Raw genomic sequence first — 21,755 nt, 5'->3', positions numbered from 1 at the left:
CGATGCACCGCCCTTACTTGTCTGATTTTTGCTTGCCCGAAGTCTCGTCGTCCATTTTTTCATCTTGCGCTTTGGACTCGCCAGAGCTGGACCTGCCGCTGGACGAGCCAGTGCTGCCCTGGGTTCCGCTACTGCCCACGGCAGTACTCTTGTGCAACTGCTGAGCGGCGTTGAGATGCTGGTCGACCACGGGCAGCAGGCGCGCCACCAGTGCCTTGAGCTCGGGATCCTTGGCGCGGGTTTGCGCCTGGCTCAGTTTGCTATGGGTCTTTTTATGCTCAGCCACGCCAGCTTGTTCCATATAGCTGCGATCGAAGGCCTCGCCAGACAGTGCCGCCATGCGATCGGCTTTTGCTTTGTGCGTGCGGTCGAGCTCGGTAGGCAGCGTGACACCCCTGGTCTGTGCCAGTTGTTTGACCTCGTTCAAAGCCCGGGTATGGTCGTCGATCATTTGTTGCGCGAAATTTTTAACCTGCTCGTTCTGACTTTTGGACTGGGCAGTGCGCGCCAGTTCGATTTCGGCCATATTGGCCATGCCCAGATCGGTGAGGACTTTTTTGTCGGCCCGGCTCAGGTTGGCGGTACTGCTGCTGCCGCTGCCGCTGCTGGTCTGCCCTGCCGTGCTTTGCCCGGCGGACTGGCTGGACGTGGATTGTTCGGACGTCTGCCCGGATGTGGTTTGCCCGGCGCCCTGACTGCCGCTTTGTGTGCCGGTACTCTGTGCATGCACCGCCACGGCCGCAAACAGCGCCGCCACGGCAGATACGCCCAGCACGCCCTTGACTACCTTGTTTTTTAGCATGTTGTTCTCCTGTTGGTTTTGAAGTCTGGCTCCGTTTTTTTGACAACGCGTGCCGCGCGCAAGTTCAGCGGTTCAAAAAGACAAAAAGCAATGCGCCCTTGCGGGCGGCATTGCTTTTCAGGGGAAACGAATTGCTTAACGCTGCTGGTACATGCCCGCGTACTTCAGACCAAAGTACAAAATGAAGGTATAGCAGGCCGCTGGCACCAGGAACGACATCTGCAAACCAACGGTATCGGCCAGATAACCCTGCAGGAACGGCACCAGTGCCCCACCAACGATGGCCATGCACAGAATGCCCGACCCTTGACCGGTCAGGTCGCCCAGCTTGTGCAGCGCCATACTGAAGATGGTGGGGAACATGATCGAATTGCACAGGCCCACCAGCAGAATTGCCCACATGGCGGTGGTGCCGCTGCCAAAAATTGCCATCAGAATCAACGCAATCGAGCAGGCCGCGTTGAACGCCAGCGCCTTGCCCGGGCTGACATAACGCATCACCGCGAAACCGATGAAGCGGCCCACCATGGCGCCACCCCAGTAGAAGCTGACATAGGTCGCCGCTTGTGCGTGGCTCAGGCCAGCGATGCTCGGTTCTCCCATAAAGCTGATCAGGAAGCTGCCGATACTGACCTCACCACCGACATACAGGAAGATGCCAATGGCACCCAGCACCAAGTGGCGATGCGCCAGAACGGAGCCTTTGGCCGCGCCGGCCTGCACGCTGCCCACGGTCTCCGCATGCGCGATCTTGGGCAAGCGTGCCAGGGCAAACAGCACCGCCAGCGCCAGCAGGGCGGCAGCCAGCGCCAGATAGGGCCCTTGTACCATGGCCGCTTCCTTGGCGCGATAGGCTGCCTGTTCGGCAGCCGGCAACTGCGCCAGTTCGGCCGCGCCCAACACCACGCCGCCCAGAATCAGCATGCCGCCCAGCGCCGGCGCCACCGTGGTGCCCAGCGAATTGAAGGCCTGGGTCAGGGTCAGACGGCTCGACGCCGTCTGCGGATCGCCCAGCTCCGTCACGTACGGGTTGGCGGCCACCTGCAAAATGGTGATCCCGGCAGCCAGCACAAAGAAGGCCAGCAGGAACACCGCGTAACCGGAGGTGGCAGCGGGGTAGAACAAGGCACAGCCGGCAGCGGCGATCATCAGGCCTGTGACGGCGCCCTTCTGGTAGCCGATTTTCCGGATCAGCATGCCGGCCGGCAGCGACACGACAAAGTACGCCCCAAAGAAGCAGAACTGGACCAGCATCGCCTGCACATACGTGAGGGTGTAGACCGACTTCAGATGCGGAATCAGCACATCGTTCAAAGAGGTCAGCAAGCCCCACATGAAGAACAGAATGGTGACGATGACCAGCGGGCCAGTATTGCCCTGGTAATTGGCGCCTGCAGAACTGCGCAGGGCACCCGGTTGTGTGACGGTTTCCATTTTAGTTATGTCTCCTGGTGAAAATACTCAATGCCGGTGCGCGGGTTGTTCGGACAGGATAGCCGAGACGCCCAGGAAAGCCGGATACTGTTCAGTGATGAGGAAGGTCGGGATGCGCGCCAGGTAAGGCTGCAACCGTCCTTTTGCCTCGAATCGTTCGCGGAACGGGGACTCGGCAAAGCGCGCACCTAAGCGCGGCACGATTCCCCCGCCAATATACATGCCCCCGGTCGCGCCCAGCGTCAACGCCACGTTGCCGGCCACGGAGCCGAGTACCCCGCAGAACAAGTCCACGCTGCGCATGCAATCGGGATCGCTGCCGTCCAGCGCCCGCTGGGTAATCTCGGCCGCACTCAGACTGGCGCCGGTCACCACGCGGTAAATCAGTTCAATGCCGGGGCCAGACAGCAGCCGCTCGGCCGATGCATGGCCGAACTCCCGCCACAGATGCTGGACGATGGCGAATTCGGTCTCGTTGGCGGGCGCAAAACTGGCGTGCCCACCTTCGCTGGCCAGTGCTGCCCAGCGTCCATCCATCGGTACAATGCCCGACACACCCAGTCCGGTACCAGGACCGATCAAACCAATGGTCCGACCCGGCATTTCAGTACCGCCGCCAATGCGCACGCGTTGCGAAGGTCGCAAATGCGGCAGCGCCATTGCCAGCGCGGTGAAGTCGTTCACCACCAGCAGCGTGGCCAGGTCCAGTTCCTCGCGCAGCGCCTCGATCGAAAAACTCCAGGTGTGATTGGTCATGCGCACCGCGTCACCATCGACCGGATTGGCGATCGCAATGGCGCCGTCGCGCATCGCCGCCGTGTGCGGCCTGGCCGCGTCGCTGGCCAGGTAGGCAGCAGCGGCGGCGCCCAGGCTCGGGTAGTCGGCACAAGGCAGTACCGTTACCGCCTCGAACTGGCGTGGTGCCGTCTCGATGGCAAAGCGCGCGTTGGTGCCACCAACGTCGGCCAGCAGACGCGGGCCATCGAAAAAGCGGATCGGTTCCATGTTCATTTGGCCTCGCCGCAGCTGATGGCGTCTTTTTCGCTGGCGCCGCCGCCGACGATTTGCACGTTGGCGAATGCAGCCGTGAAGCCCGCGTCGCTGGCCACCGCAAACGGTACCTCAACCTGCGCCAGATTGGCGCCACGGGCAGCGAAGCACGCCAGCGGGACGCGCACCGTCTGCTTGCCCTTGCCCGCCAGGCGCTGGAACACGGCGCTCAGATCCAGCGACGCGCTGCCGATGGCCACCGTCACTTTGCCGGCCGGTGCGGCGCTGACAATCGTATCGAACACCAGCGCGCCATCCTTGGTGGCAAACGCAGGCAAGGCAGCTGCTTTCGCGCCCCGTGCTTCGATCCGCGCGGGCCCGGTCCAGGTAACCAGTTTGCCGTCCTGCTGGGTGTTGACCTGGGTGGTCTCCACCTTCACGCCAGGCAGTGTGGTGACGCCGTTCACGTCGGCGCCCAGTGCGACGCGCTGTTCTCCGCTGACCACGGCCAGTGGCCAGGTAGCGCGGTCAGCCTGATTGAAGACCGGGTACATATTGGTGACGCCGCAGCCGCCTTCCGGATAGGCAGTGTCAAGCTGGCCAACGCGCGACTTGCTGCCGTACTTCAGGCCATAGCCGTAGGCGAACAGGGGAGCGTAGTCCTTGGCGCCCACATTGAGCTCGGCCTGGCAGGCCGACTTCGGCCACGAGAACGACAGCTTGCCGCGGAAGTCATGCTTGCCCTTGAACAGAACATCGGCCACGCCCTTGCCTTCGGTACCTGGCAGCCAGGCCGCGACAAAGCTGTCCGACAGATTCATCAAGTCATTGGTGTACAGCGGACGGCCGGACACGAACACGGTAATCACCGGCTTGCCCTTGCCTGCAACCGCCTTGAGTACAGCCAGGTCTTCCGGATAGCGACCGCTGTGGCGCAGTGTGCCGGACGGGCCGATGTCGCCGTCGCCTTCCGCATAAGGTGTTTCACCGATTACAGCGACCACGGCGTCGAAACGCGCCAGGTCGATGCCGACCGCATTGGCGCTGTAGCTCACGTTGCCGGCGCCAGCTGCTTCCTCGATCCCTTTCAGGATCGAATCGGCGTTCGGGAAATCGCTGTTCTTGTTGTCGGTGCCCTGCCAGGTCAGACTCCAGCCGCCGCTTTGATTGGACAGATTGTCAGCGCTTTTTCCAACCACCAGAATCTTTTTACCCGCCGCCAGCGGCAACGCACCGGTATCGTTCTTGAGCAGTACCAGGGACTCGCGCACCGCCTGGCGCGCCAGGTCGCGCGACTGCAGTGCCTCGGGGCGGCCAGCAAAGCTGCTCGCCGACGGTTTTTTGCCGAACAGGCCAGCACGCAGCTTGACGCGTACGATGCGGGTCACGGCGTCGTCCAGGCGCGCCATCGGAATCTGGCCGCTTTCAACCTGTTTGATGGTGTTGGCGATGAAGGCTTTCCAGTCGTCCGGCACCATTACCATGTCGATACCGGCATTGATCGCTTGCGGGCAACTGGCGTTGCTGCAGCCGGGGACCTGGGCAATACCATTCCAGTCCGAGACCACAAAGCCGTCAAAGCCCATTTTGGTTTTCAGGACATCGGTCAGCAGCGCTTTACTGCCATGTATCTTGCCGTAATCGGTGCCTCCAGCGACATCGTTCCAGCTGTTAAACGACGCCATCACGGTTTGCGCGCCAGCGGCCAGCGCACTGTAATAGCCCTGCCCGTGAATGTTGATCATGTCGGCCTTGCTGGCTTTGGCGACGCCCTGGTCCTTGCCCTGATCGGTGCCGCCATCGCCCATGAAGTGCTTGGCCGTGGCCACTACATTGCCGTCGCCACGCAGATTACCCTGCAGGCCACGCACGTATTCGGCGCCGTACGATTGGACCAGGGCAGGATCTTCGGCAAAGCTCTCGTAAGTGCGGCCCCAGCGATCGTCGCGCACCACGGCAAGCGTGGGTGCGAAGACCCAGTTGATGCCGGTGGCGCGCACTGCCTGCCCCACTGCCACGGCCATCTTGCCCACCAGCGCCTGATCCCGCGCGGCGCCCAGGCCGATATTGTGCGGGAACAGGGTGGCGCCATACACATTGCCGTTGCCGTGCATCGCATCGATCCCCCAGATGACCGGTACCTTGGTGGCCATGTCGGTCTGCATCGACGCTTCATAGAACTTGTCGGCCAGCGCCACCCAGTCCGCCGGGGTGGCGTATTTATTCCCGTTCGGCCAGCTGCCGCCGCCATTCAGAACCGAGCCGATATAGAACTCGCGGACCTGGTCCGGCGTGATGGTCTTGATTTCCGGCTGCGTGATCTGGCCCACCTTCTGCGCCAGCGTCATCGAAGCGACGATCTTGGCCACCTGCGCTTCCAGCTTGGCATCCGGGGCAACGGCGCTGCGCACTTTTGGCCAGTCGGCCAGTGGCTTGGGTGCGGCGGCGGCGGCGGCGGCAGCTGCGCTGTGCAGCAGCACGGCGGCGATAAGGCAGATAGGTTTGATCATGATATGAGCACGGGAGAAGGGTTCGAGGGAAATTGGAAGCGATTCCAATCAGGCCTGATATTGCGGCTGTCGCGTTCTTTTGTCAATCAATTCTTGGTGGCGCGCGCCATCGAAGCGCGTTCGGTCACGCTGACGGGGAAGGCATGGTCCACTGCGCGCGCCAGCCCGTAGCAGCGGTTCAGCAAGGCGTTCAAACCGGCCAGCGTGACGGCCCGCCATGGCACATGGACCGACGACAGGCGCGGCGCCGAAAACTCGGTGCTGGGTGTATCGTCGTAGCCGAGCACGGACACATCGCGCGGGACCGACATGCCGATCTCGTGAAAGTAGGACAGCGCCCCAACCGCCATTTCATCGTTGGCGCAGAACAGTGCGCTGAACTGATAGCCCGACTGCACCAGCTCCTGCGCCGAATGCCAGCCCCCCTCGGGCGAGAAGTCGCTTTCGGCGACCCACATGGTGGCGGTGTCAATGCGCGCGCGTGCCATCTCGGCCATGAAGCCGGCAATCCGGTCCACGTTGTCGGGCAGCGTGTGCGGGCCGGCGATCACCGCGATCTGGCGGTGCCCCAGGTCAAGCAGGGCACGGGCGGCCAGCACCCCGCCCTGGGTATGGTCGGCCGAAAAGCACTGTTCGGCGATGGCACCATGAACATGATTGAGCACCACCAGGCGCGATTGCTTGGGGCCCAGGGCGGCGATGTCGCTGTCGAGCAGGTGATTGGTCATCGCAATCAGGCCATCGCAGCCACGCTCCATCAAAAACTCGATGCCCTCGATGGCTTGCTGGCGCGGGTCGCCCAGGCCAACGCCAAACGCAACCACCATGTGCAGTCCGGCCGCGCGCAGCTCGGTATCGATCAGCTGCAGAATTGGCGTGTAAAACGTCCCTTTCAATACCGGGATGTAGACCCCGATCATTTGGGACGAGCCGGAGAGCAGCGAGCGGGCCGCGTGCGACGGCCGGAAATCGAGCGTCTCGATCGCCTGGCGCACCTTTTCCAGCGTCGCCGGGGAGACCGAGCCCTTGCCGCTGACTACCCGCGACGCGGTACCCAGCCCCACGCCAGCCAGGCGCGCTACATCCTTGATGGTTGCCATATGCGTCCTATCGTGATCAGGTACCGGCGAGGCGCTGCTCGCTGGCCTTGTCGAACAGCGAAACGCGCCTGGTGTCCACCCCGAAGCGCACCGCATCACCCAGATTGAATACGCGGGTGTCATTGACGATGGCCGACAGCTTGCGTTCGCCCACCGCGATCCACACAATCTGATGGTTCCCCATCGGTTCCACCAGCGCCACGCTGCCCTCGAACTGGCCGGCCACGCTCACGCTGATATGTTCCGGACGAATGCCCAGGACCACCGCGCCGGCCTTGGCCTCGATGCCCGTATCGAGCATCAGGGAAGACGAGGTAAAGCGGCCCAGGGCATCGAGTTCACCCTCAATGAAGTTCATCGACGGCGAACCGAGGAAGCCCGCCACAAACAGATTGGCGGGCCGTTCGTACACCTCGGATGGCGCGCCGATCTGCTGAATCACGCCAGCACGCATGACCACGATGCGCGTTGCCAGCGTCATTGCCTCCACCTGATCGTGGGTCACATAAATCATGGTCGAGCGCAGCGTCTGGTGCAGCAGCTTGAGCTCGCGCCGCAGTTCCGCGCGCAGCTTGGCGTCCAGATTCGACAACGGCTCATCAAACAGGAACACCCCTGCCTGGCGCACCAGCGCGCGACCGATTGCCACCCGCTGGCGCTGACCACCCGACAGCTGCGCCGGCTTGCGGTCGAGCAGCGCTTCCAGGTGCAGCATCTCGGCTGCGCGCGCCAGGCGGCGTTCGATTTCCGCCTTGGGTGTGCCGGCGATGCGCAGACCGAAGGACATGTTTTTTGCCACCGTCATGGTCGGGTACAGCGCGTACGACTGGAACACCATGCCGATGCCACGCTCGCTCGGATCGGCATGGGTCATGTCGGCACCGCCAATTTCAACCGTGCCGCCGCTGACATCGATCAGCCCCGCAACGCTGTGCAGCAGGGTCGACTTGCCGCAGCCCGAAGGGCCCAGCAGGACCAGGAATTCGCCCTCTTCCACGGACAGGTCGAGTTCCTTGATGATCTCATTGGCGCCCAGGGTGATGGACAGCTTGCGCAAGCAGACATTCGACATTGATAGATTACCCTTTGACCGCGCCGGCGGCGATACCGCGCACGAACCAGCGCCCGGAAATGAAATAGATCGCCAGCGGAACCAGCGACGTGAGAATGGTGGCCGCCATGTTGACGTTGTACTGGCGCGTGCCGGTGGTGGTATTGATCACATTATTGAGCTGCACCGTCATCGGCAGATTCTCGGTCCCGGCAAATACCAGGCCCAGAATGTAGTCGTTCCACACGCCGGTGACTTGCATGATCGCGGCCACCACGATGATCGGCAGCGACAAAGGCAGCATCACGTACGCAAAAATGCGGAAAAAACCGCCGCCATCGATGCGCGCTGCCTGGAACAGCTCATGCGGCACCGCAGCGTAGTAATTGCGGAACAGGAGCGTCATCACCGGCATGGCAAAGATCATATGCACCAGCACGATACCCGGCAGGGAGCCAAACAGGCCTACCCCGGCCAGCACCCGCACCAGTGGATAAATCATCACCTGCACCGGAATGAAGGCGCCCACCATCAGCACGCCGAACAGCAGCGCCGCGCCGCGCGGGCGCCAGAACGAGAGCGCGTAGCCGTTGATCGCGCCAATCAGGATAGGCAGGATCGTGCTGGGCACAACGATCGCCACCGAATTCCAGAAGCCGCCCTTGATCCCCTCGCACGACAGGCCCGTGCAGGCCCCGCTCCAGGCCTCGCGCCAGGCATCCACCGTCACGGCCAGGGGCAGCGCAAAGATATTCCCGGCCCGGATTTCAGGCATCGATTTGAACGACGTGACCAGCATCACGTACAGCGGCAGCAGGAAAAACAGCGCAGCTGTGAACAAGAAAAAGTAGATGCCGATGCGGGCTGGCGACAGCGCCGCCTTCATGCTGCGCGGCCTCATGCGCGTGCCTTGCGGCTGCGCGCATACACATACGGCGCCACCAGCGCCAGCACCGGCAGCAGCATGACAATCGCGCCGGCCGAGGCCAGGGCGATATTGGCCCGTCCGAATAAATGATCCATGATGAATTTGGCCGGCACCTCGCTGGCGGTACCGGGGCCGCCCTGCGTCATCGCGACCACCGCATCGAACAGCTTGACCACGGCAGTGGTCAGCAACAGCAGCACCGTCGCAATGGTAGGCGCCAGCATCGGCAGCACGATCGACAGGTACACGCGCCAGGTGGGGATGCCATCGAGGCGCGCCGCCTTCCAGATTTCGCCATCAATGCCGCGCAGGCCAGCCAGCATCAACGCCATGACCAGGCCCGATGCCTGCCACACGGTGGCGATCACGATCGTGTACATGACCATATCCTGGTCCACGATCCAGTCAAACGTAAAGTCGGCAAAACCCATGTGCACGGCGGCCTGCTCGATGCCATTGCCAGGGGTCAGAATCCACTGCCATACCAGACCGGTGGCCACAAAGGACATCGCATACGGGTACAAAAAGACCGTGCGCAGCACGCCTTCACCGGTGACATTCTGGTCGATGAACACCGCCAGCAAAAAACCGATGATCAGGCAAGCCAGAATGAACAGCACCCCGTACAGGGCCAGATTTTGCAGCGACAGGATCCAGCGTTCGTTTTCAAACAGGCGCGTGTACTGGGCCATGCCGACAAAGGTATCGGAAGGAAAACTGCGGGCATTGGTGAGCGAGGTCTTGAACGACCACAGCACGGTACCGAGGTAGCCGACAATGACAGTAAGCGCCATCGGCAACAGCGCCGCGAACGGAATAACCTTGCGCAGCGGATGCGCCGCAGCTCGAACCATTGTGTCTCCTCGTAGGCGGCTCTGTGGCCGCGTGCGTGGAAGACGTTGGAAACGTTCCCACTACCACGACGGAATATAGCACCCAACGATTTTCAGTGTCAACGCCCGTCCCCCAGCCCCAAAGCAACACCGGGGTCAGACCTCAATTCTGCAACGTTGCAGAATTGAGGTCTGACCCCGGTTTTATTTGTTGTGGAAGCGGTTCGGGCGAATGAAAAATATTGAACGAAGGCGAACGTTTCTCTTATTTACGAGAATCTGACTTGAATTTGGCAATTGGAAGCAATGACCAAATAAAAACGGGGTCTGACCCCGATTTTGCAACACTGCCAGGTGCGCGGAGATGTCGCTGGGTCAGATCCTAGAAGAATTCCATTTTGGCGCCGTAGGTGGGCCCGGCGGCAAGCACGATTTCGAACCACAGTGGTTCTTCGTTGTAGGTGGCTTCGGCGCGTTTGTTGGTCGTGCTCAGCACGCGCATCGAGACGTGCATCGGTACCCCATAATTGCTCAGATAGGCTGCTGCGGCGCGCGTGGATACCAGTTTTTGCACCAACAGGCCTTTCTCAACCCGGTATGCCATCAACCGGTTTTTCCGCTCTTGAACCATCAATTCCTCCAGTAACCCGCAATATACAGCCCTATGGAAACTTTCACAATTGCTGAGACGCAAGGTGAAAGCCCATTGTTGCTATCGCGGGGAGTGCTATTTTTGTATTTGCTTTAAAGCATGATCGCGCGCAGCCGCCAGCTCCGTCAGCGACTTGGGATCGAGCGGGAACAGGCGGTCACCCTTGCCCAGGGTGCCGCCCGTGGAAAGGACAGGCGCCAGCAGCTTGGCGGCCAATTCCCAGCGCCCCAACTCCAGCGCCAGCATGCCGCCCACCACATGCTTGCCGAAGTGGGTGTGGTGATTCCAGGTGCCGCACATGAGTGGGTCCTCACTCACGCCTTCCATGTCGGCCACCCGGTTCAATACCAGTTGCAAGGCCGCATCCAGGTCGTCCAGCCACAAACACCAGGGCAGGATGTGCGACTGGGCCAGGATCAGCGCCTGCGCAATGCACTGCTCCAGCCCTTCGCCGGTGGGTCCGATCAGCCAGGTCTGAGGTGGCGACTTTTTGTCGCGCACCGGTTTGTAGATAGTCTTGCGGATGTGGCACTGCTCGGGCATCGGTTCGCGCTGCCCCTTGTGCCAGCGCAGCGGGTTGCCCGGGTCGCGCAGCGGAATGAAGTTGAAATAACGGCCCACATGCAGCGACGGCGAGTGGGCGCTGGTCAGCGCCGAGCGAATGAACTGGATCTGGACCACGTCCACCCAGCGCTCGTTGCGGCGCCAGGCGGTGCCGTTTGAAAAGCGGCCAAACCCTTCCGCTTGGAGCAAGGGCTGCAGCCCTTCGACCAGGCCGGCCACGACTTCCTTGCGCATCTGGTGCAGCTCGGGCTTGGTCAGGGCTGCGATCTCCGGCTCGGCCGGCGCTCCCGCAAACAAGGACTGCAAACGGTCTAACAAGGTATTCATCGATACGCAGCGCTACGCAACAATTTTAGCAAGGAGCTCGATGCAATTGCGCGAACCCAGGGACGTGAATCTGATCCGTGAGAGCGTACCGTCTTTTTGCCAATTTAGCAATTTGCAGTGTGGCTAATCAGTCATTGACGCCGCCCGTTTCTGCAATGCTTTTTTTGAGTTTTTCCAGGCGGAAAATCTTTGCCTCCACCTTGGCGATCTCCGCTGCCGGGATGCCCATGGCGCGCGCCCGCTCCACATCGGCGCGCAGGCGCGGCACTTCGGCGTCGACCGCTGCCGCGTAATTGGCCATCACGCGCGCGTTCTGATCCTGTTCGTAACGCTGGTAAGCGGCCGGGTCGGCCAGCTGGGCCGGACTGGGGCCGGCGTCGCGCGGGGCTGGCGCCGCCAGCGGGGGCATGCGCGCGTCGCCATGCTGCCTGGCGTCGGCCAGACTTTCCCAGGCCGGTGTGGCCGGCCGCGCCGCGCCCACCGCATCCATCCACTGCCGCCCAGCCGCAGGCGGCACGCTACCAGACTGCGGACTGCGCATGGCGGCAGCGCGCGGCGCCGGCATGCCGGCCGGCGGCTCGCTGGCACGGTCGGCCAGCCAGCACGCCGCCACCAGAATCAGCAGACAAGCGAACGCCAGCTTCACGATGGCGCTCCTGCAGTGCGGACGATCTCGACTTGCGCACTCTGTTTCAGTTGCTTGCGCAGCGCTGCCAGCTTGGCCAGGGCTTTCTCGCGCCCGATGGCGCGGCTGGCCACATACCGCACCGACTCTGACTCGATCGGCTGATAGCCCTGCACGCGCTGTTCGACGCGCACCAGCTCCCAGCCCGGATTGTCATCCGGACCGCCCGGCATGCGCACCGGTGGCGACACCTCTCCTTCCTCGAACGTGAAGACCAGCTGCGCCAGCCAGGGCGGTGCCGCGCTATGCCGCACCCAGCCAAGGTCTCCGCCGCTGGCGGCATCAGTGGCGATTGAGTGGCGCCGCGCGGCAGCGGCAAAGTCGGCCCCGCCAGCCAGCAGTGCCGCGACCTTTGCAGCAGTGGCCTCGTCGGCTACCCGGATGTGGCGCGCCCGCACGCGCTCAATGCGCATGAACCGCTCACGGTGACGGCGGTAGTAGTCCCGCACTTCCTCGCTGGAGCTCTGGCGCGCCAGCTGGTCGATCAGGACACTTTCGCCATGCGCGTCTTCGCCCATGCCATGCATGCGCATGAAGGCCTGCGCGTCGGCCTGGTCGGCCAGCGCCGCACGCAGGTCCGCCAGCGCTGCCTCGCCCAATCGGCGCCCGCCCCAGTGCAGAACGTACTGCGCGCCGACCAGTTGCCGGGCCTGCGCCAGCATGAAATCGACATCGCGCGCGATGATGGCCACCCTGCCCTGCACGTTCTGGCGCTGATACACATCGGCCAGAGTCACGCTGCCCTCGGCGCCGCCGTCCGGCATGGCGTAGCGCAGCAAAACCAGCTTGCGCGCGGCCTCCAGCTGGGCGGCGGTGTAGCTGGCGTCGAGCAGCAGGCCACCGGGCTTGCCGGCCAGTGCCGCGAGCGCTGCGGCGTCGGGGCGCGTTTGTGCGCGCACCAGTCCATCGATGCCGCCAGCGAGCTTGCGCAGATCGCTCTCCATTTGCGCGCCATGCACGGCGCGCAAAGCGCTCACCAGTTGATCGTCGATTGTCACCTCGCGCGGGAACGCCACGCGTGCCCCGCTGCTAAGCGCCGCTTCCCCCACCCGCTTGCGCGCTTCCGCCGCCAGCAGACGGTTGCCGATCAGCGCGTCCAGCACCTCCTGGCGCGCCGTCCTGGGCGACCCAGCCCTGGCCAGCGCCCACATGGTGTCGACGCTTGACCCATACAAAGGCACGCCGTCAATGCGGGCCGCCACGGCTGGCGCGGCACCAGCTGGCATCAGTGCCGCTGTCAGCAGCACAGCGGCCAGCACACGCACGATCGCAATGCGCATCACATCGCAAGGCGCTCGGCGGCGCGATTGAGCACGTGCACCACCATCGCGATCGAATGGGGGATCATCTTCTTGGCCACGGTGCGGCGGTCCGCATGGTCGGTCGAGGACAGCACGATGCCACCGTTCGCATACGAGAACGAGCCACCCTGCGTCAGCAAGGGACGAATGTCTGTGGCGCTGGCCGCCACAGGTGTGAACGTGGTCAGCGCGCTGCGCACGGCAACCGTATCACCGAGCTGTTCGCTGTCGTAGTAGTCGCTCACCCATTGTTCCCAGCCCGAGTGGCCATTGCCGGAGGTACTCCAGCTGTGGTGCGGCTGCACGATGTCGGTGCTGTGCAGCGCAAACCCCAGCGACTGCGCGGTGGGCCGGGCCAGGAATTGCGAGAACCAGTACTGGGCCAGATTGTCCACCGGCTGGAACGGGGCCGACTCGAAGTCCGCATACTGCTTGGCCGTGGCGTAGCTGCCCTGGCGGTAGTTCGCTTCGGTGATGCCAAAGGTGTTGTACTTGCTGCTGTCGCCAAACCAGCCTTTCAGGCCACCGGCGCCATCGTCCAGATAGTCGCCCACCAGCCAGGCTGCGGCCAGCTTGTCGATATCGCCGCGCTTGGCGATTTTCGCGTAGTTGTAGCCGCCGAAGGCATTGCCATGCACGTCCGGGCCGCTGGCGTGATTCTGGAAGTGCCAGTACGAGGTGTAGTTGGCAATGCCCGAACCCAGACCCCACAAGGGCGCGATCACGCAGCTGCCGGTGGTGGCGCCGCACAAGTAGGTGTCGGCAAAATCGTCCACGTCATAAGCGCCCTGGCCCAGCGCTTGCGCGAACTGCTCCATGGTGTACCCGGCGCGGGTGACGCCCGCTTCAAGCTTGGTGTAATTGGTGGTCGATGGATTGTTCTTCATGAAGGCGACGGCATCGAGCACGATGCGGCGGTGGGTGTCTTGCTTCCATGCGAAGGCGGGGGCGCTAACGAGCATTGCTACGGCGAGGCTTGTGGCCAGCAGTCCAGATTTCATCGTCTCTCCAGGTAGGTGTCCACGGCGTTGTACGCGCCGTGGCGGTTCGCGGTTCAGTGGGAACCGCTGAATGTAAACACAATTTGTGACGCCCCGGTTACGGGTCTGTTACCGATGTCGAAAATCTCAGCCGCGGCAACTCGATTCGCGCGTCGGCTGCACCACGAAGGCAAAGTGGCCGCCATACTCGCCATTGATCGCCTGGGTACCGGATGCGCCGGCGTTGGGTCCGATGATGTAAGTGTTGGCCTTGGCGATGCCGCCGTCGGCGTAGGCGGCAATGTCAGTCGTGGCATTGCCGTAAGCGCGCACGATGTTCAGGCCGACGGTATTGCGCAGGTAGCGCACATAGTCCGTCTTGAATTGCTGGGTATTCGGTGGGATCGGCCCGTCGCCGTATGGGTTGGAATGGTAATGCCACTGCCCGATATTCTTGATGCCGAGCCACTCCCTGCCATCCTTGGTGACCCAATAGGGCCGCGCCGTCAGAAAGATGATCTGGTAGCCCTTCTGGCGATAGGCATTGACCACTTCAGGCGCATAGTAGTAGGCAGTCGCCGTTTTGATGCCGGCGTAGTCGGCCCAGGCTTCAAAGTCGTTGATGGTAAGCGTGCCGTCGATATCGAACAGCACCGCCTCGCGCCCCGGGTCGACCACGCTCACATAACCTGCAGTGGAACTGAGGTCGCCTTCGACCACAAAGCGCACCACATAGTCGCCGACCGCGCGCGCGCCCAGCGGCACCGATATCTTGCCGTCGCTATTGGTGGTGTAGTTGCCCAGATACTGCCACTGCGTCATGCCGGTACCGTACAAATACGCATGCACACGTTCCCCCTCCAGGTCTTTGTGCAGCACGGCGTCGTAATCGAATTTGGCTTCGATGTTCGCTGGCGTGCCCGCCTTGGCGATCACGTCATGCGCCATGTGCCACGGCTTGTACCAGTTCGACAGCAGGGTATTGCCGAATTTGGCAAACCCCTTTTTGGCAGGGCCGGCCAGCGCTGGCGCCGAGGCTGCGGTGACGTAATCGGGGCAGGCAGCGATCGCATGCATTGAGGAAATGGCAGTTGCAGCAATCAAGACCTTGGCAGTATTTTTCAACATCAATTTCTCTCCTGAAAAGAATCGGTTTTTTGAAAAAACTCTGAGCACAACCGTTCGATTCTAGCGAGCACAAGTGACAGACCAATTACGAAATCGCGCCAAAAAAACGCTGTTGCAAGAATGCGAATCCAAAGCAACCCGCCCGCATTCGACCAAGCCTGGGGCGGCTTGCTGGTGGCTGCAAATTTCGCTTTCTCCGGCGCCTGCGCTGCGTTACATTCAACGCTCGCACTTGTGTCAGCACAGGAGAACAGCATGGGACCAGAGGTACTCGAGTCGCCAGCCGCAAACACGGCGGCATCGTCACTGCACACCGTCGACGCCCTGCCCGGGCCGAAACGCATGCCGATTTTTGGCAATGCACTGCAGATCAAATCCAACGAAATGCATCGTCAGCTCGAAGCCTGGGCGCGTGAGTTCGGCCCCTACTATCAGCTGCGCCTTGGTCCACGCCGCATCATGGTGGTGGCCGACCACGTTGCCATTGGCGTGCTGCTGCGCGACCGGCCCGAGGGTTTTGGCCGCTCGCAGCGGCTTACTGAAATGTGGCAGGAGATGGGTTTGCCGAACGGCGTGTTCGGCTCCAATGGCGAAGCCTGGAAGCGCCAGCGCCGCATGGTCATGGCCGGCTTCGATCCGGGCCACGTGAAGCGCTACTTCCCGGCCCTGAAAAATGTCGCGCAATGCCTGGCCGGACGCTGGACCAAGGCGGCCGAGGCGCACAAGGCCATCGACCTGCAGGCCGACCTGATGCGCTTTACGGTCGACACGATCGCCGGCCTGGCCTTTGGCGCCAAGGTCAACACGCTTGAATCCGATGGCGACATCATCCAGCGTCATCTGGACAAGATCTTCCCCGCCCTGTTCAAGCGCATGTTCGCGCCCTTCCCTGTGTGGCGCTGGCTGCCTTCACGCGCAGACCGGGAGCTGGCCGCCAGCATCAAGGAAGTAATGGCCGCCGTCGATGGCTTCGTGGCGCAGGCCCGCACGCGCATGGCGGAGCAGCCGCATTTGCGCACCGACCCAGGCAATCTGCTGGAAGCGATGATCGCCGCGGCCGACCAGCCCGACAGCGGCATCGACGACAGCCAGGTGGCCGGCAATGTGCTGACCATGCTGCTGGCCGGCGAGGACACCACCGCCAACACGCTGGCATGGATGATCCACCTGCTGTGGGCCAATCCGGACGCCATGGCCAAGGCAGTGGCCGAGGTACGCGCCGTATGCGGCGACGCGCGCGAGCTGACCATCGAGCACATGGCGCAGCTCGATTATGTGGAAGCCTGTGCGCACGAGACAATGCGACTGAAACCGGTGGCCCCGCACATCGGCTTTCATACCCAGCGCGACAGCCAGGTCGGCGATGTGCACGTGCCCGCAGGGACGATGATCATTTCCGTCATGCGGCACGACTCGGTAAGCGAAGACCATGTGCGCAACGCCGCAGCGTTTTCCCCGGAGCGCTGGATGGATGAAAATAATCCGGCGCTGAACGCCACTTCCGCCAAGCGCATTTCGATGCCTTTTGGCGGCGGCCCGCGCATATGCCCAGGGCGCTATCTGGCGCTGCTGGAGATGAAGATGGCAATGGCGACTTTACTGGGGCGCTTCGATATCGTGAGCCTGGAAACGCCGGATGGCAAGGCGCCGCGCGAGAACATGGCGCTCACCATGACGCCGGTGGGCTTGCGGATGCGGGTGCGGGTGCGCTGAGGCTCGGGCGTGAGCAGCGCGACCTGGCAATCCGCGCCGCACTAACGCAAAAACTGCGGTATTTATGCCGCCCGAAGAAATCGGAAAACATGTCAACAACGAGACGACTGTCGTAACAAAGCATCTCGACATCTCCTCGCGGGCCTGTAAGGCAGCTATTGCGAACGGATTATCTCGACACCCAGCTCCTTTATCCGCGAACTGACTACCTCCGCAAATTCAGCGTCGGCAATGGCGAGGTCAACAACCTCGCCTTCCGCGTTTCGATAGCAAATCGTCTCGGCAACAGGCGTTTGCTTGACGAAATAATCGTCCAGACTCTGGCCTCTGCTGAACAAAAATTCCTCAACTGCGGCAGGGGTCCTCTTCACATCCATATCAACCTCGCTTTCACTGAGCTGCTTGAAAAACCGTTTCGTCACCATGGCGCGACAGGCAATCTTGGCACAGATTGTGGCATGGGCGCGAAACAAATGCGCGCTAAAGAAAAAATACATGACGAGCGCGTTGCTGAAGGCAAAACAGTCGGCGAAGAGCGGGAACCTGGCCAGGTCACGGCAGGACCAACGCCCGATCCCCGGGCACCGGCGACCAATCAGCCCAGCCCTCTTCGAAAGGCAGATATAAATCAAAGGTCTTCATGAAGTCCCAAGGGTCATCATAACGTTCGAGCGGCAGGATCGGCAGCCACTCCCTTGGCACCCAGGGCGTATCGAGTTCGACTTCGAAGCCGTGACGCCACGCAATCTTGGCGAAAACGGTGGCGTGGGTGGCGATCAAATTTTCTGTAAATGCAAATGCATGCTCGAAGTTGCGCACCCGGGCGATTGTGGGGCTGGTAAGCGTGCGCAACACCGATTCCATTTCGGCTTGATCACCTTTGGCCAGTGCCAGGTAAAACCGGTGATCAATGAGAAACCGTTTGTCTTTTGTGACGTTCATGCCCAGGATTTGCTCGGAACGCTGCGCAAGCAAATCCCATTTCCCATTCAATGCAAGCAGTGTCTGATATCCGTGGAACGCCGCCATCTTGGGGTTGTCACGGTCATCCGCTTCGCCTGCCACAAAGTACGAAACGGTATGCTGCCGGTACCAATTCACGATGTCAGGATGATCACTGAGCAAAGCATACAGGTGGCTGTATGCGGGATACCACTCCGCCGGCGTGGTCTGGTAGATCATTCGACCTAGCTTGGCGGCGACATAAGCCCACTGCTTGTGGGCTTGAAGATCACCATCGGCAAACCACGCCAGCAGGCACTTTGTCTCGGCATAGGATGTAACGATATTCAAGCATCCGCGCCTGCTGCCGCTACCGCTGTTCAAATAGTCGATCGCACCCTGATAATCAGACTTGAGATTATCAAACAGCTTGGCAATGCCACGTGAACGACTCACTTCGACATCTTCGATTGCCATGGCCAGTCTCTTTCGACATGTCGCACGTCTTATGAACGTGTTTATGACCGGGCGGGACTGGACACCTGAGTAGTCATTGCTGTGGCCGCTGTGGCCAATGGCAACCGGCCTCTTTCGATAATCAGGCACCGCACCGGCACCAAGTTACGCTACTTCCACGATATTGTTACGTTGCAGGAATCGCTACGTGGGTCCAATTCCGACACGATTGCTCCCCACGGATAACTATAACTAACCATATGGTTGAGTTGGCTATGCGGCTCACCAAGAGCATTGAAAAGCACCTGATTATGCAAGTTATACAGTTCATTCAAATTCTTGTTGGCCGGATCAGCAAAGGCAAAACTTGCACGCTTTAAATTCTCGCCCAAGAATGCCAGCGAAAAATTAGCCGCACGCAAAAAAACCGAGCACGGTCCCATTGTTCGAAGGATCCATCCCGTTTTCATGTCGATTTCTCGATTAAATTTCACTCCCATGGCCACGAGTTCTTCTGGAGTTATATTGTTCCTGAGAGTCAGAGCTGAGTCGACGTAGATTTCACCGCTCTGCAAATTCAATGGTATTGACATTCTTTTTCCTTTGTAAAACTCACCAACCGATCGCTTACCTGCTGGGGCTACCATGGGTAACGGTGTCGGCGTTACGCCGACTTATAACAAATGCTTCAGCGGCCACACCCCAAGCAATCAATTCGCCGCTTTCTCGAAAATGATCGGACAAAGTCCGCAGATACGCTTGCAGTTTTTCGAGGTCATCGGCCAGGTCTGAACCATACCCCCAACTACAATTGGCAGTAAACATCGAGGTTATTATGTGCAGCCCTATTAAGGAGCACAATTAGCCTTTCAATCTCATCAGCAATGATTTGGCTATTAACACGACAAATTAACTCCTCTTTGTTCTGGTTCCACCCATAGCGAAAACTTACTACTTGCCCATCCTCATTGAGGAGAGACGCTTTCATGCTCGCCAAGGAATTGGACGTTTCCTCAACAATATCAGCTGCCAGACTCTCTTCCTCGTATTGAGCAAAGTCTGTTTGATACTTTTCGTTTATCCCATCCCAAAATTTAACGTAAAAAAGCCACTCCGATGCTTCAGCGGAGAGCGTCAACTCGCTCTGTGATTGTTCTTCGGGCGAGTCTAAAATCATAAAATATGAAGGATGCACTCTTAATCCCCATCAGTAAAATGTGTCAATGCTTTCCTAACATCAGCAGGAACGCCGGTTTGTGATGTTCCTGACTTTTTTATCAGTGGTACATTGTTTGGTATTGGATTTCCGAATTGATCAGTATACCTAAGCGGACCGCTGACAGTTGTATCTTCGACCCGGAAATACTTGCCAGCATTGTCGTATACAACTTGTTTTCCAGTGGTGGGATTCGCATATATAGTCTTCCCAGACTCCGTGTATGTAATCACTGGATTGTCACCGGCGATATTTGCAATCGTATCGCGTGCGGAAACCTTCTGTTGGAAATCAGCGAATTTCTCAGCACGTGCAGCGCCTGCCGGATTGAAGACTGGCGCGGTAGGAGGTGCAGCAGAAGCATTTGAACTATTTGCCCCAGAGGTCGTCAATGCCGCCGCCGGTGTCGCCCCTTCGCTACCAGTCGTGCCCGGGGCACTTGGTGTACTCGGCTTCTCAAACGGTATGGAATAAAGCGGCGTCAGCGCATTCTCATAGTTAGGAATAAATAACTGGTTCACCCCACCAGGGCCATGCGCCGGATTGGCCAAGGCAGTTCCCGCAGCTGCATTTGTCCGCCATGCAGGGTCAGTCGCGCCATGCAGGGTCAGTCGCGGCAACCCGACAAGTATCCCGTCGACGCTCGAACTGCCGCACTTCTGCGCAACATCAGCGTAGGGATCGTGCCGGGCGGTACCGTCCTTTGATGACCCGTCCACTCCGCCTGGAATACGCTGGCGCTCTCTATCATGTGACATCACGCGGTGACCACTGCGAGGCAATCTATCGCGATGACGACGACCGTGCCGCTTGGCTGACAATCCTTGGATTGGTGTGCAAACGTTTCAATTTCATCGTGCACGCTTACTGCCAGATGACGAACCACTATCATTTGCTGGTCGAAACGGTCGACGGAAACTTATCGCAAGGGATGCGGCAGCTCAACGGTTTGTACACACAGGCGTTTAACCGCCGGCATCGTCTTGTCGGTCACCTGCTACAAGGACGGTACAAGGCGATTTTGGTACAACGGGAACGCTACTTAATGACACTGACGCGCTACATCGTTCTCAATCCGGTACGCGCAGGCATGGCCAGCACTGCCAACGATTGGAAATGGAGCAGCCATCGCTTTTTCCTTCAACGCGATCAAGTACCGACATGGCTCGACACCGAGTGGCTCCTGCGGCAATTCAATAAAGATCCGGAAGTCGCAATTGAAGAATACAAAAACTTCGTCAGCATAGGAATCTTTGCAGATAGCCCTTGGAAAGCAATCCGCCACCAGCTTATCCTTGGTGACGACGAATTCGTTACAAGCCTTCAACCATTTGTCGACGCACGTGTGAGCCGCGATACCGCAAGGATGCAGCGCCGCGCTGCCGTACTCACATTGACGGAATATCAGGACGCAACCGCAAATCGGGGCGATGCAATGGCGACGGCATATCATTCAACTGCATACACAATGGAACAGATTGCCGACCACTTCGGCGTATCGGCACGAACTGTCAGCCGCGCCATCAGACAACGCGAACGGTAGTCGCCTCAGTGCGCACGCGGCGCCAATAGCGGGTGCTCGGCCCTGGCTCGCTCCCGTTACCGAGATTCACCGTACTCCCATTACCAAATGACAGGTTGCCGGGACTGACCCCGCTCCTGCTCGGCCCTGGCTCGCTCCCGTTACCGAGATTCACCGTACTCCCATTACCAAATGACAGGTTGCCGGGACTGACCCCGCTCCTACCGGGACTGACCCCGCTCCTACTTCAGGTTGCCGGGACTGACCCTGCTCCCCCCACAGGTTGCCGGGACTGACCCTGCGCCCCCCTGCTACCAAATGACAGGTTGCCGGGACTGACCCTGCTCCCCCCCGGGACTGGCCCTGCTCCCCCAAATGACAGGTTGCCGGGACTGACCCTGCTCGCGCCGCTGCGCGAAAACTATGCCACTCCGCAGCGCCGAGCTTACCGCGGTTACCGAATCAGCTCGCGGCCTCGAACTGCCGCATGGCCGGCACTCGGCGCTCACGAAAAGCGCCGCAATCACCGGTTATTCGAGGTGCTCAAAGTCTTCAAAACGCCAACGTCTGGCCAGCATACTGACGCTTGCGGGAATAGGTTAAACCGACCGGAAGCCAGTT

The 21,755-nt window shown here is 60.5% G+C and carries 21 protein-coding genes; 2 read left to right on the top strand and 19 right to left on the bottom strand.

Going from position 1 to position 21,755, the window contains the following annotated elements; all coding sequences use genetic code 11:
• Positions 1 to 13: 13 nt before the first annotated feature.
• The 14 genes from BUC24_RS24020 to BUC24_RS23955 all read right to left on the bottom strand — a co-directional run bounded on the left by BUC24_RS24020 (position 14) and on the right by BUC24_RS23955 (position 15,285).
• Positions 14 to 802, bottom strand: a complete 789-nt coding sequence (locus tag BUC24_RS24020) for a DUF4142 domain-containing protein (RefSeq protein WP_073222862.1) — start codon at positions 800 to 802, stop codon at positions 14 to 16.
• Positions 803 to 937: 135 nt separating this feature from the next.
• The gene (locus BUC24_RS24015) at positions 938 to 2,236 is read right to left on the bottom strand and encodes a sugar MFS transporter (protein ID WP_073222860.1); all 1,299 of its coding nucleotides are present in this window, start codon (positions 2,234 to 2,236) and stop codon (positions 938 to 940) included.
• 27 nt (positions 2,237 to 2,263) lie between these two features.
• Positions 2,264 to 3,247: a glucokinase gene (locus BUC24_RS24010; RefSeq protein WP_073222858.1), complete on the bottom strand. Its 984-nt coding sequence runs from the start codon at positions 3,245 to 3,247 to the stop codon at positions 2,264 to 2,266.
• On the bottom strand, positions 3,244 to 5,736 hold the full coding sequence (locus BUC24_RS24005; protein ID WP_073222856.1) for a glycoside hydrolase family 3 protein: 2,493 nt from the start codon (positions 5,734 to 5,736) through the stop codon (positions 3,244 to 3,246). Before BUC24_RS24005 ends, BUC24_RS24010 begins: the two co-directional genes overlap by 4 nt.
• 86 nt (positions 5,737 to 5,822) lie before the next feature.
• Entirely contained in the window at positions 5,823 to 6,836 is a 1,014-nt protein-coding gene (locus BUC24_RS24000) for a LacI family DNA-binding transcriptional regulator (RefSeq protein WP_073222854.1), read from the bottom strand.
• 16 nt (positions 6,837 to 6,852) lie between these two features.
• A complete protein-coding gene (locus BUC24_RS23995) occupies positions 6,853 to 7,908 on the bottom strand; it encodes an ABC transporter ATP-binding protein (protein WP_073222852.1) in 1,056 nt (351 codons plus the stop codon).
• A gap of 7 nt (positions 7,909 to 7,915) precedes the next feature.
• Positions 7,916 to 8,788, bottom strand: a complete 873-nt coding sequence (locus BUC24_RS23990; RefSeq protein WP_073222850.1) for a carbohydrate ABC transporter permease — start codon at positions 8,786 to 8,788, stop codon at positions 7,916 to 7,918.
• The gene (locus tag BUC24_RS23985) at positions 8,785 to 9,669 is read right to left on the bottom strand and encodes a carbohydrate ABC transporter permease (RefSeq protein WP_073222849.1); all 885 of its coding nucleotides are present in this window, start codon (positions 9,667 to 9,669) and stop codon (positions 8,785 to 8,787) included. Before BUC24_RS23985 ends, BUC24_RS23990 begins: the two co-directional genes overlap by 4 nt.
• Positions 9,670 to 10,030: 361 nt before the next feature.
• The gene (locus BUC24_RS23980; RefSeq protein WP_143167644.1) at positions 10,031 to 10,222 is read right to left on the bottom strand and encodes a hypothetical protein; all 192 of its coding nucleotides are present in this window, start codon (positions 10,220 to 10,222) and stop codon (positions 10,031 to 10,033) included.
• A gap of 153 nt (positions 10,223 to 10,375) precedes the next feature.
• Positions 10,376 to 11,191: a hypothetical protein gene (locus BUC24_RS23975; protein WP_143167643.1), complete on the bottom strand. Its 816-nt coding sequence runs from the start codon at positions 11,189 to 11,191 to the stop codon at positions 10,376 to 10,378.
• 127 nt (positions 11,192 to 11,318) lie between these two features.
• A complete protein-coding gene (locus BUC24_RS23970) occupies positions 11,319 to 11,837 on the bottom strand; it encodes a hypothetical protein (protein WP_073222843.1) in 519 nt (172 codons plus the stop codon).
• Positions 11,834 to 13,156, bottom strand: coding sequence for a peptidylprolyl isomerase (locus tag BUC24_RS23965; protein WP_229448639.1), 1,323 nt, complete (start codon positions 13,154 to 13,156; stop codon positions 11,834 to 11,836). The genes BUC24_RS23970 and BUC24_RS23965 overlap by 4 nt, the downstream gene beginning before the upstream one ends.
• Positions 13,156 to 14,178: a phospholipase C/P1 nuclease family protein gene (locus tag BUC24_RS23960; protein ID WP_073222841.1), complete on the bottom strand. Its 1,023-nt coding sequence runs from the start codon at positions 14,176 to 14,178 to the stop codon at positions 13,156 to 13,158. Before BUC24_RS23960 ends, BUC24_RS23965 begins: the two co-directional genes overlap by 1 nt.
• Before the next feature lie 126 nt (positions 14,179 to 14,304).
• On the bottom strand, positions 14,305 to 15,285 hold the full coding sequence (locus BUC24_RS23955; protein WP_073222839.1) for a lipin/Ned1/Smp2 family protein: 981 nt from the start codon (positions 15,283 to 15,285) through the stop codon (positions 14,305 to 14,307).
• Positions 15,286 to 15,540: 255 nt separating this feature from the next.
• Here BUC24_RS23955 and BUC24_RS23945 point away from each other — a divergent pair, with 255 nt between their 5' ends.
• A complete protein-coding gene (locus BUC24_RS23945) occupies positions 15,541 to 16,998 on the top strand; it encodes a cytochrome P450 (protein WP_073222834.1) in 1,458 nt (485 codons plus the stop codon).
• A 155-nt stretch (positions 16,999 to 17,153) separates the two neighbouring features.
• Here the strand turns inward: BUC24_RS23945 and BUC24_RS23940 are convergent, their stop codons facing one another.
• From BUC24_RS23940 to BUC24_RS26765, 5 genes are all read right to left on the bottom strand, one after another.
• Entirely contained in the window at positions 17,154 to 17,495 is a 342-nt protein-coding gene (locus tag BUC24_RS23940; RefSeq protein ID WP_073222832.1) for a hypothetical protein, read from the bottom strand.
• 55 nt (positions 17,496 to 17,550) lie between these two features.
• Entirely contained in the window at positions 17,551 to 18,417 is an 867-nt protein-coding gene (locus BUC24_RS23935) for an Imm49 family immunity protein (RefSeq protein ID WP_073222831.1), read from the bottom strand.
• Positions 18,418 to 18,566: 149 nt separating this feature from the next.
• The gene (locus tag BUC24_RS26770; protein ID WP_143167642.1) at positions 18,567 to 18,989 is read right to left on the bottom strand and encodes a hypothetical protein; all 423 of its coding nucleotides are present in this window, start codon (positions 18,987 to 18,989) and stop codon (positions 18,567 to 18,569) included.
• Between the two features lie 212 nt (positions 18,990 to 19,201).
• Positions 19,202 to 19,573, bottom strand: coding sequence for a hypothetical protein (locus BUC24_RS23930; RefSeq protein ID WP_073222829.1), 372 nt, complete (start codon positions 19,571 to 19,573; stop codon positions 19,202 to 19,204).
• A 20-nt stretch (positions 19,574 to 19,593) separates the two neighbouring features.
• Entirely contained in the window at positions 19,594 to 20,163 is a 570-nt protein-coding gene (locus tag BUC24_RS26765; protein WP_143167641.1) for a hypothetical protein, read from the bottom strand.
• 155 nt (positions 20,164 to 20,318) lie between these two features.
• Between BUC24_RS26765 and BUC24_RS23925 the strand changes: the two genes are divergently transcribed.
• A complete protein-coding gene (locus BUC24_RS23925) occupies positions 20,319 to 21,155 on the top strand; it encodes a transposase (RefSeq protein WP_073222827.1) in 837 nt (278 codons plus the stop codon).
• Positions 21,156 to 21,755: the final 600 nt, after the last annotated feature.

The sequence above is a fragment of the Massilia sp. CF038 genome, from assembly GCF_900129765.1.
GTDB lineage: Bacteria > Pseudomonadota > Gammaproteobacteria > Burkholderiales > Burkholderiaceae_D > Telluria_A.
This window is presented reverse-complemented; position numbering and strand designations above follow the sequence as displayed.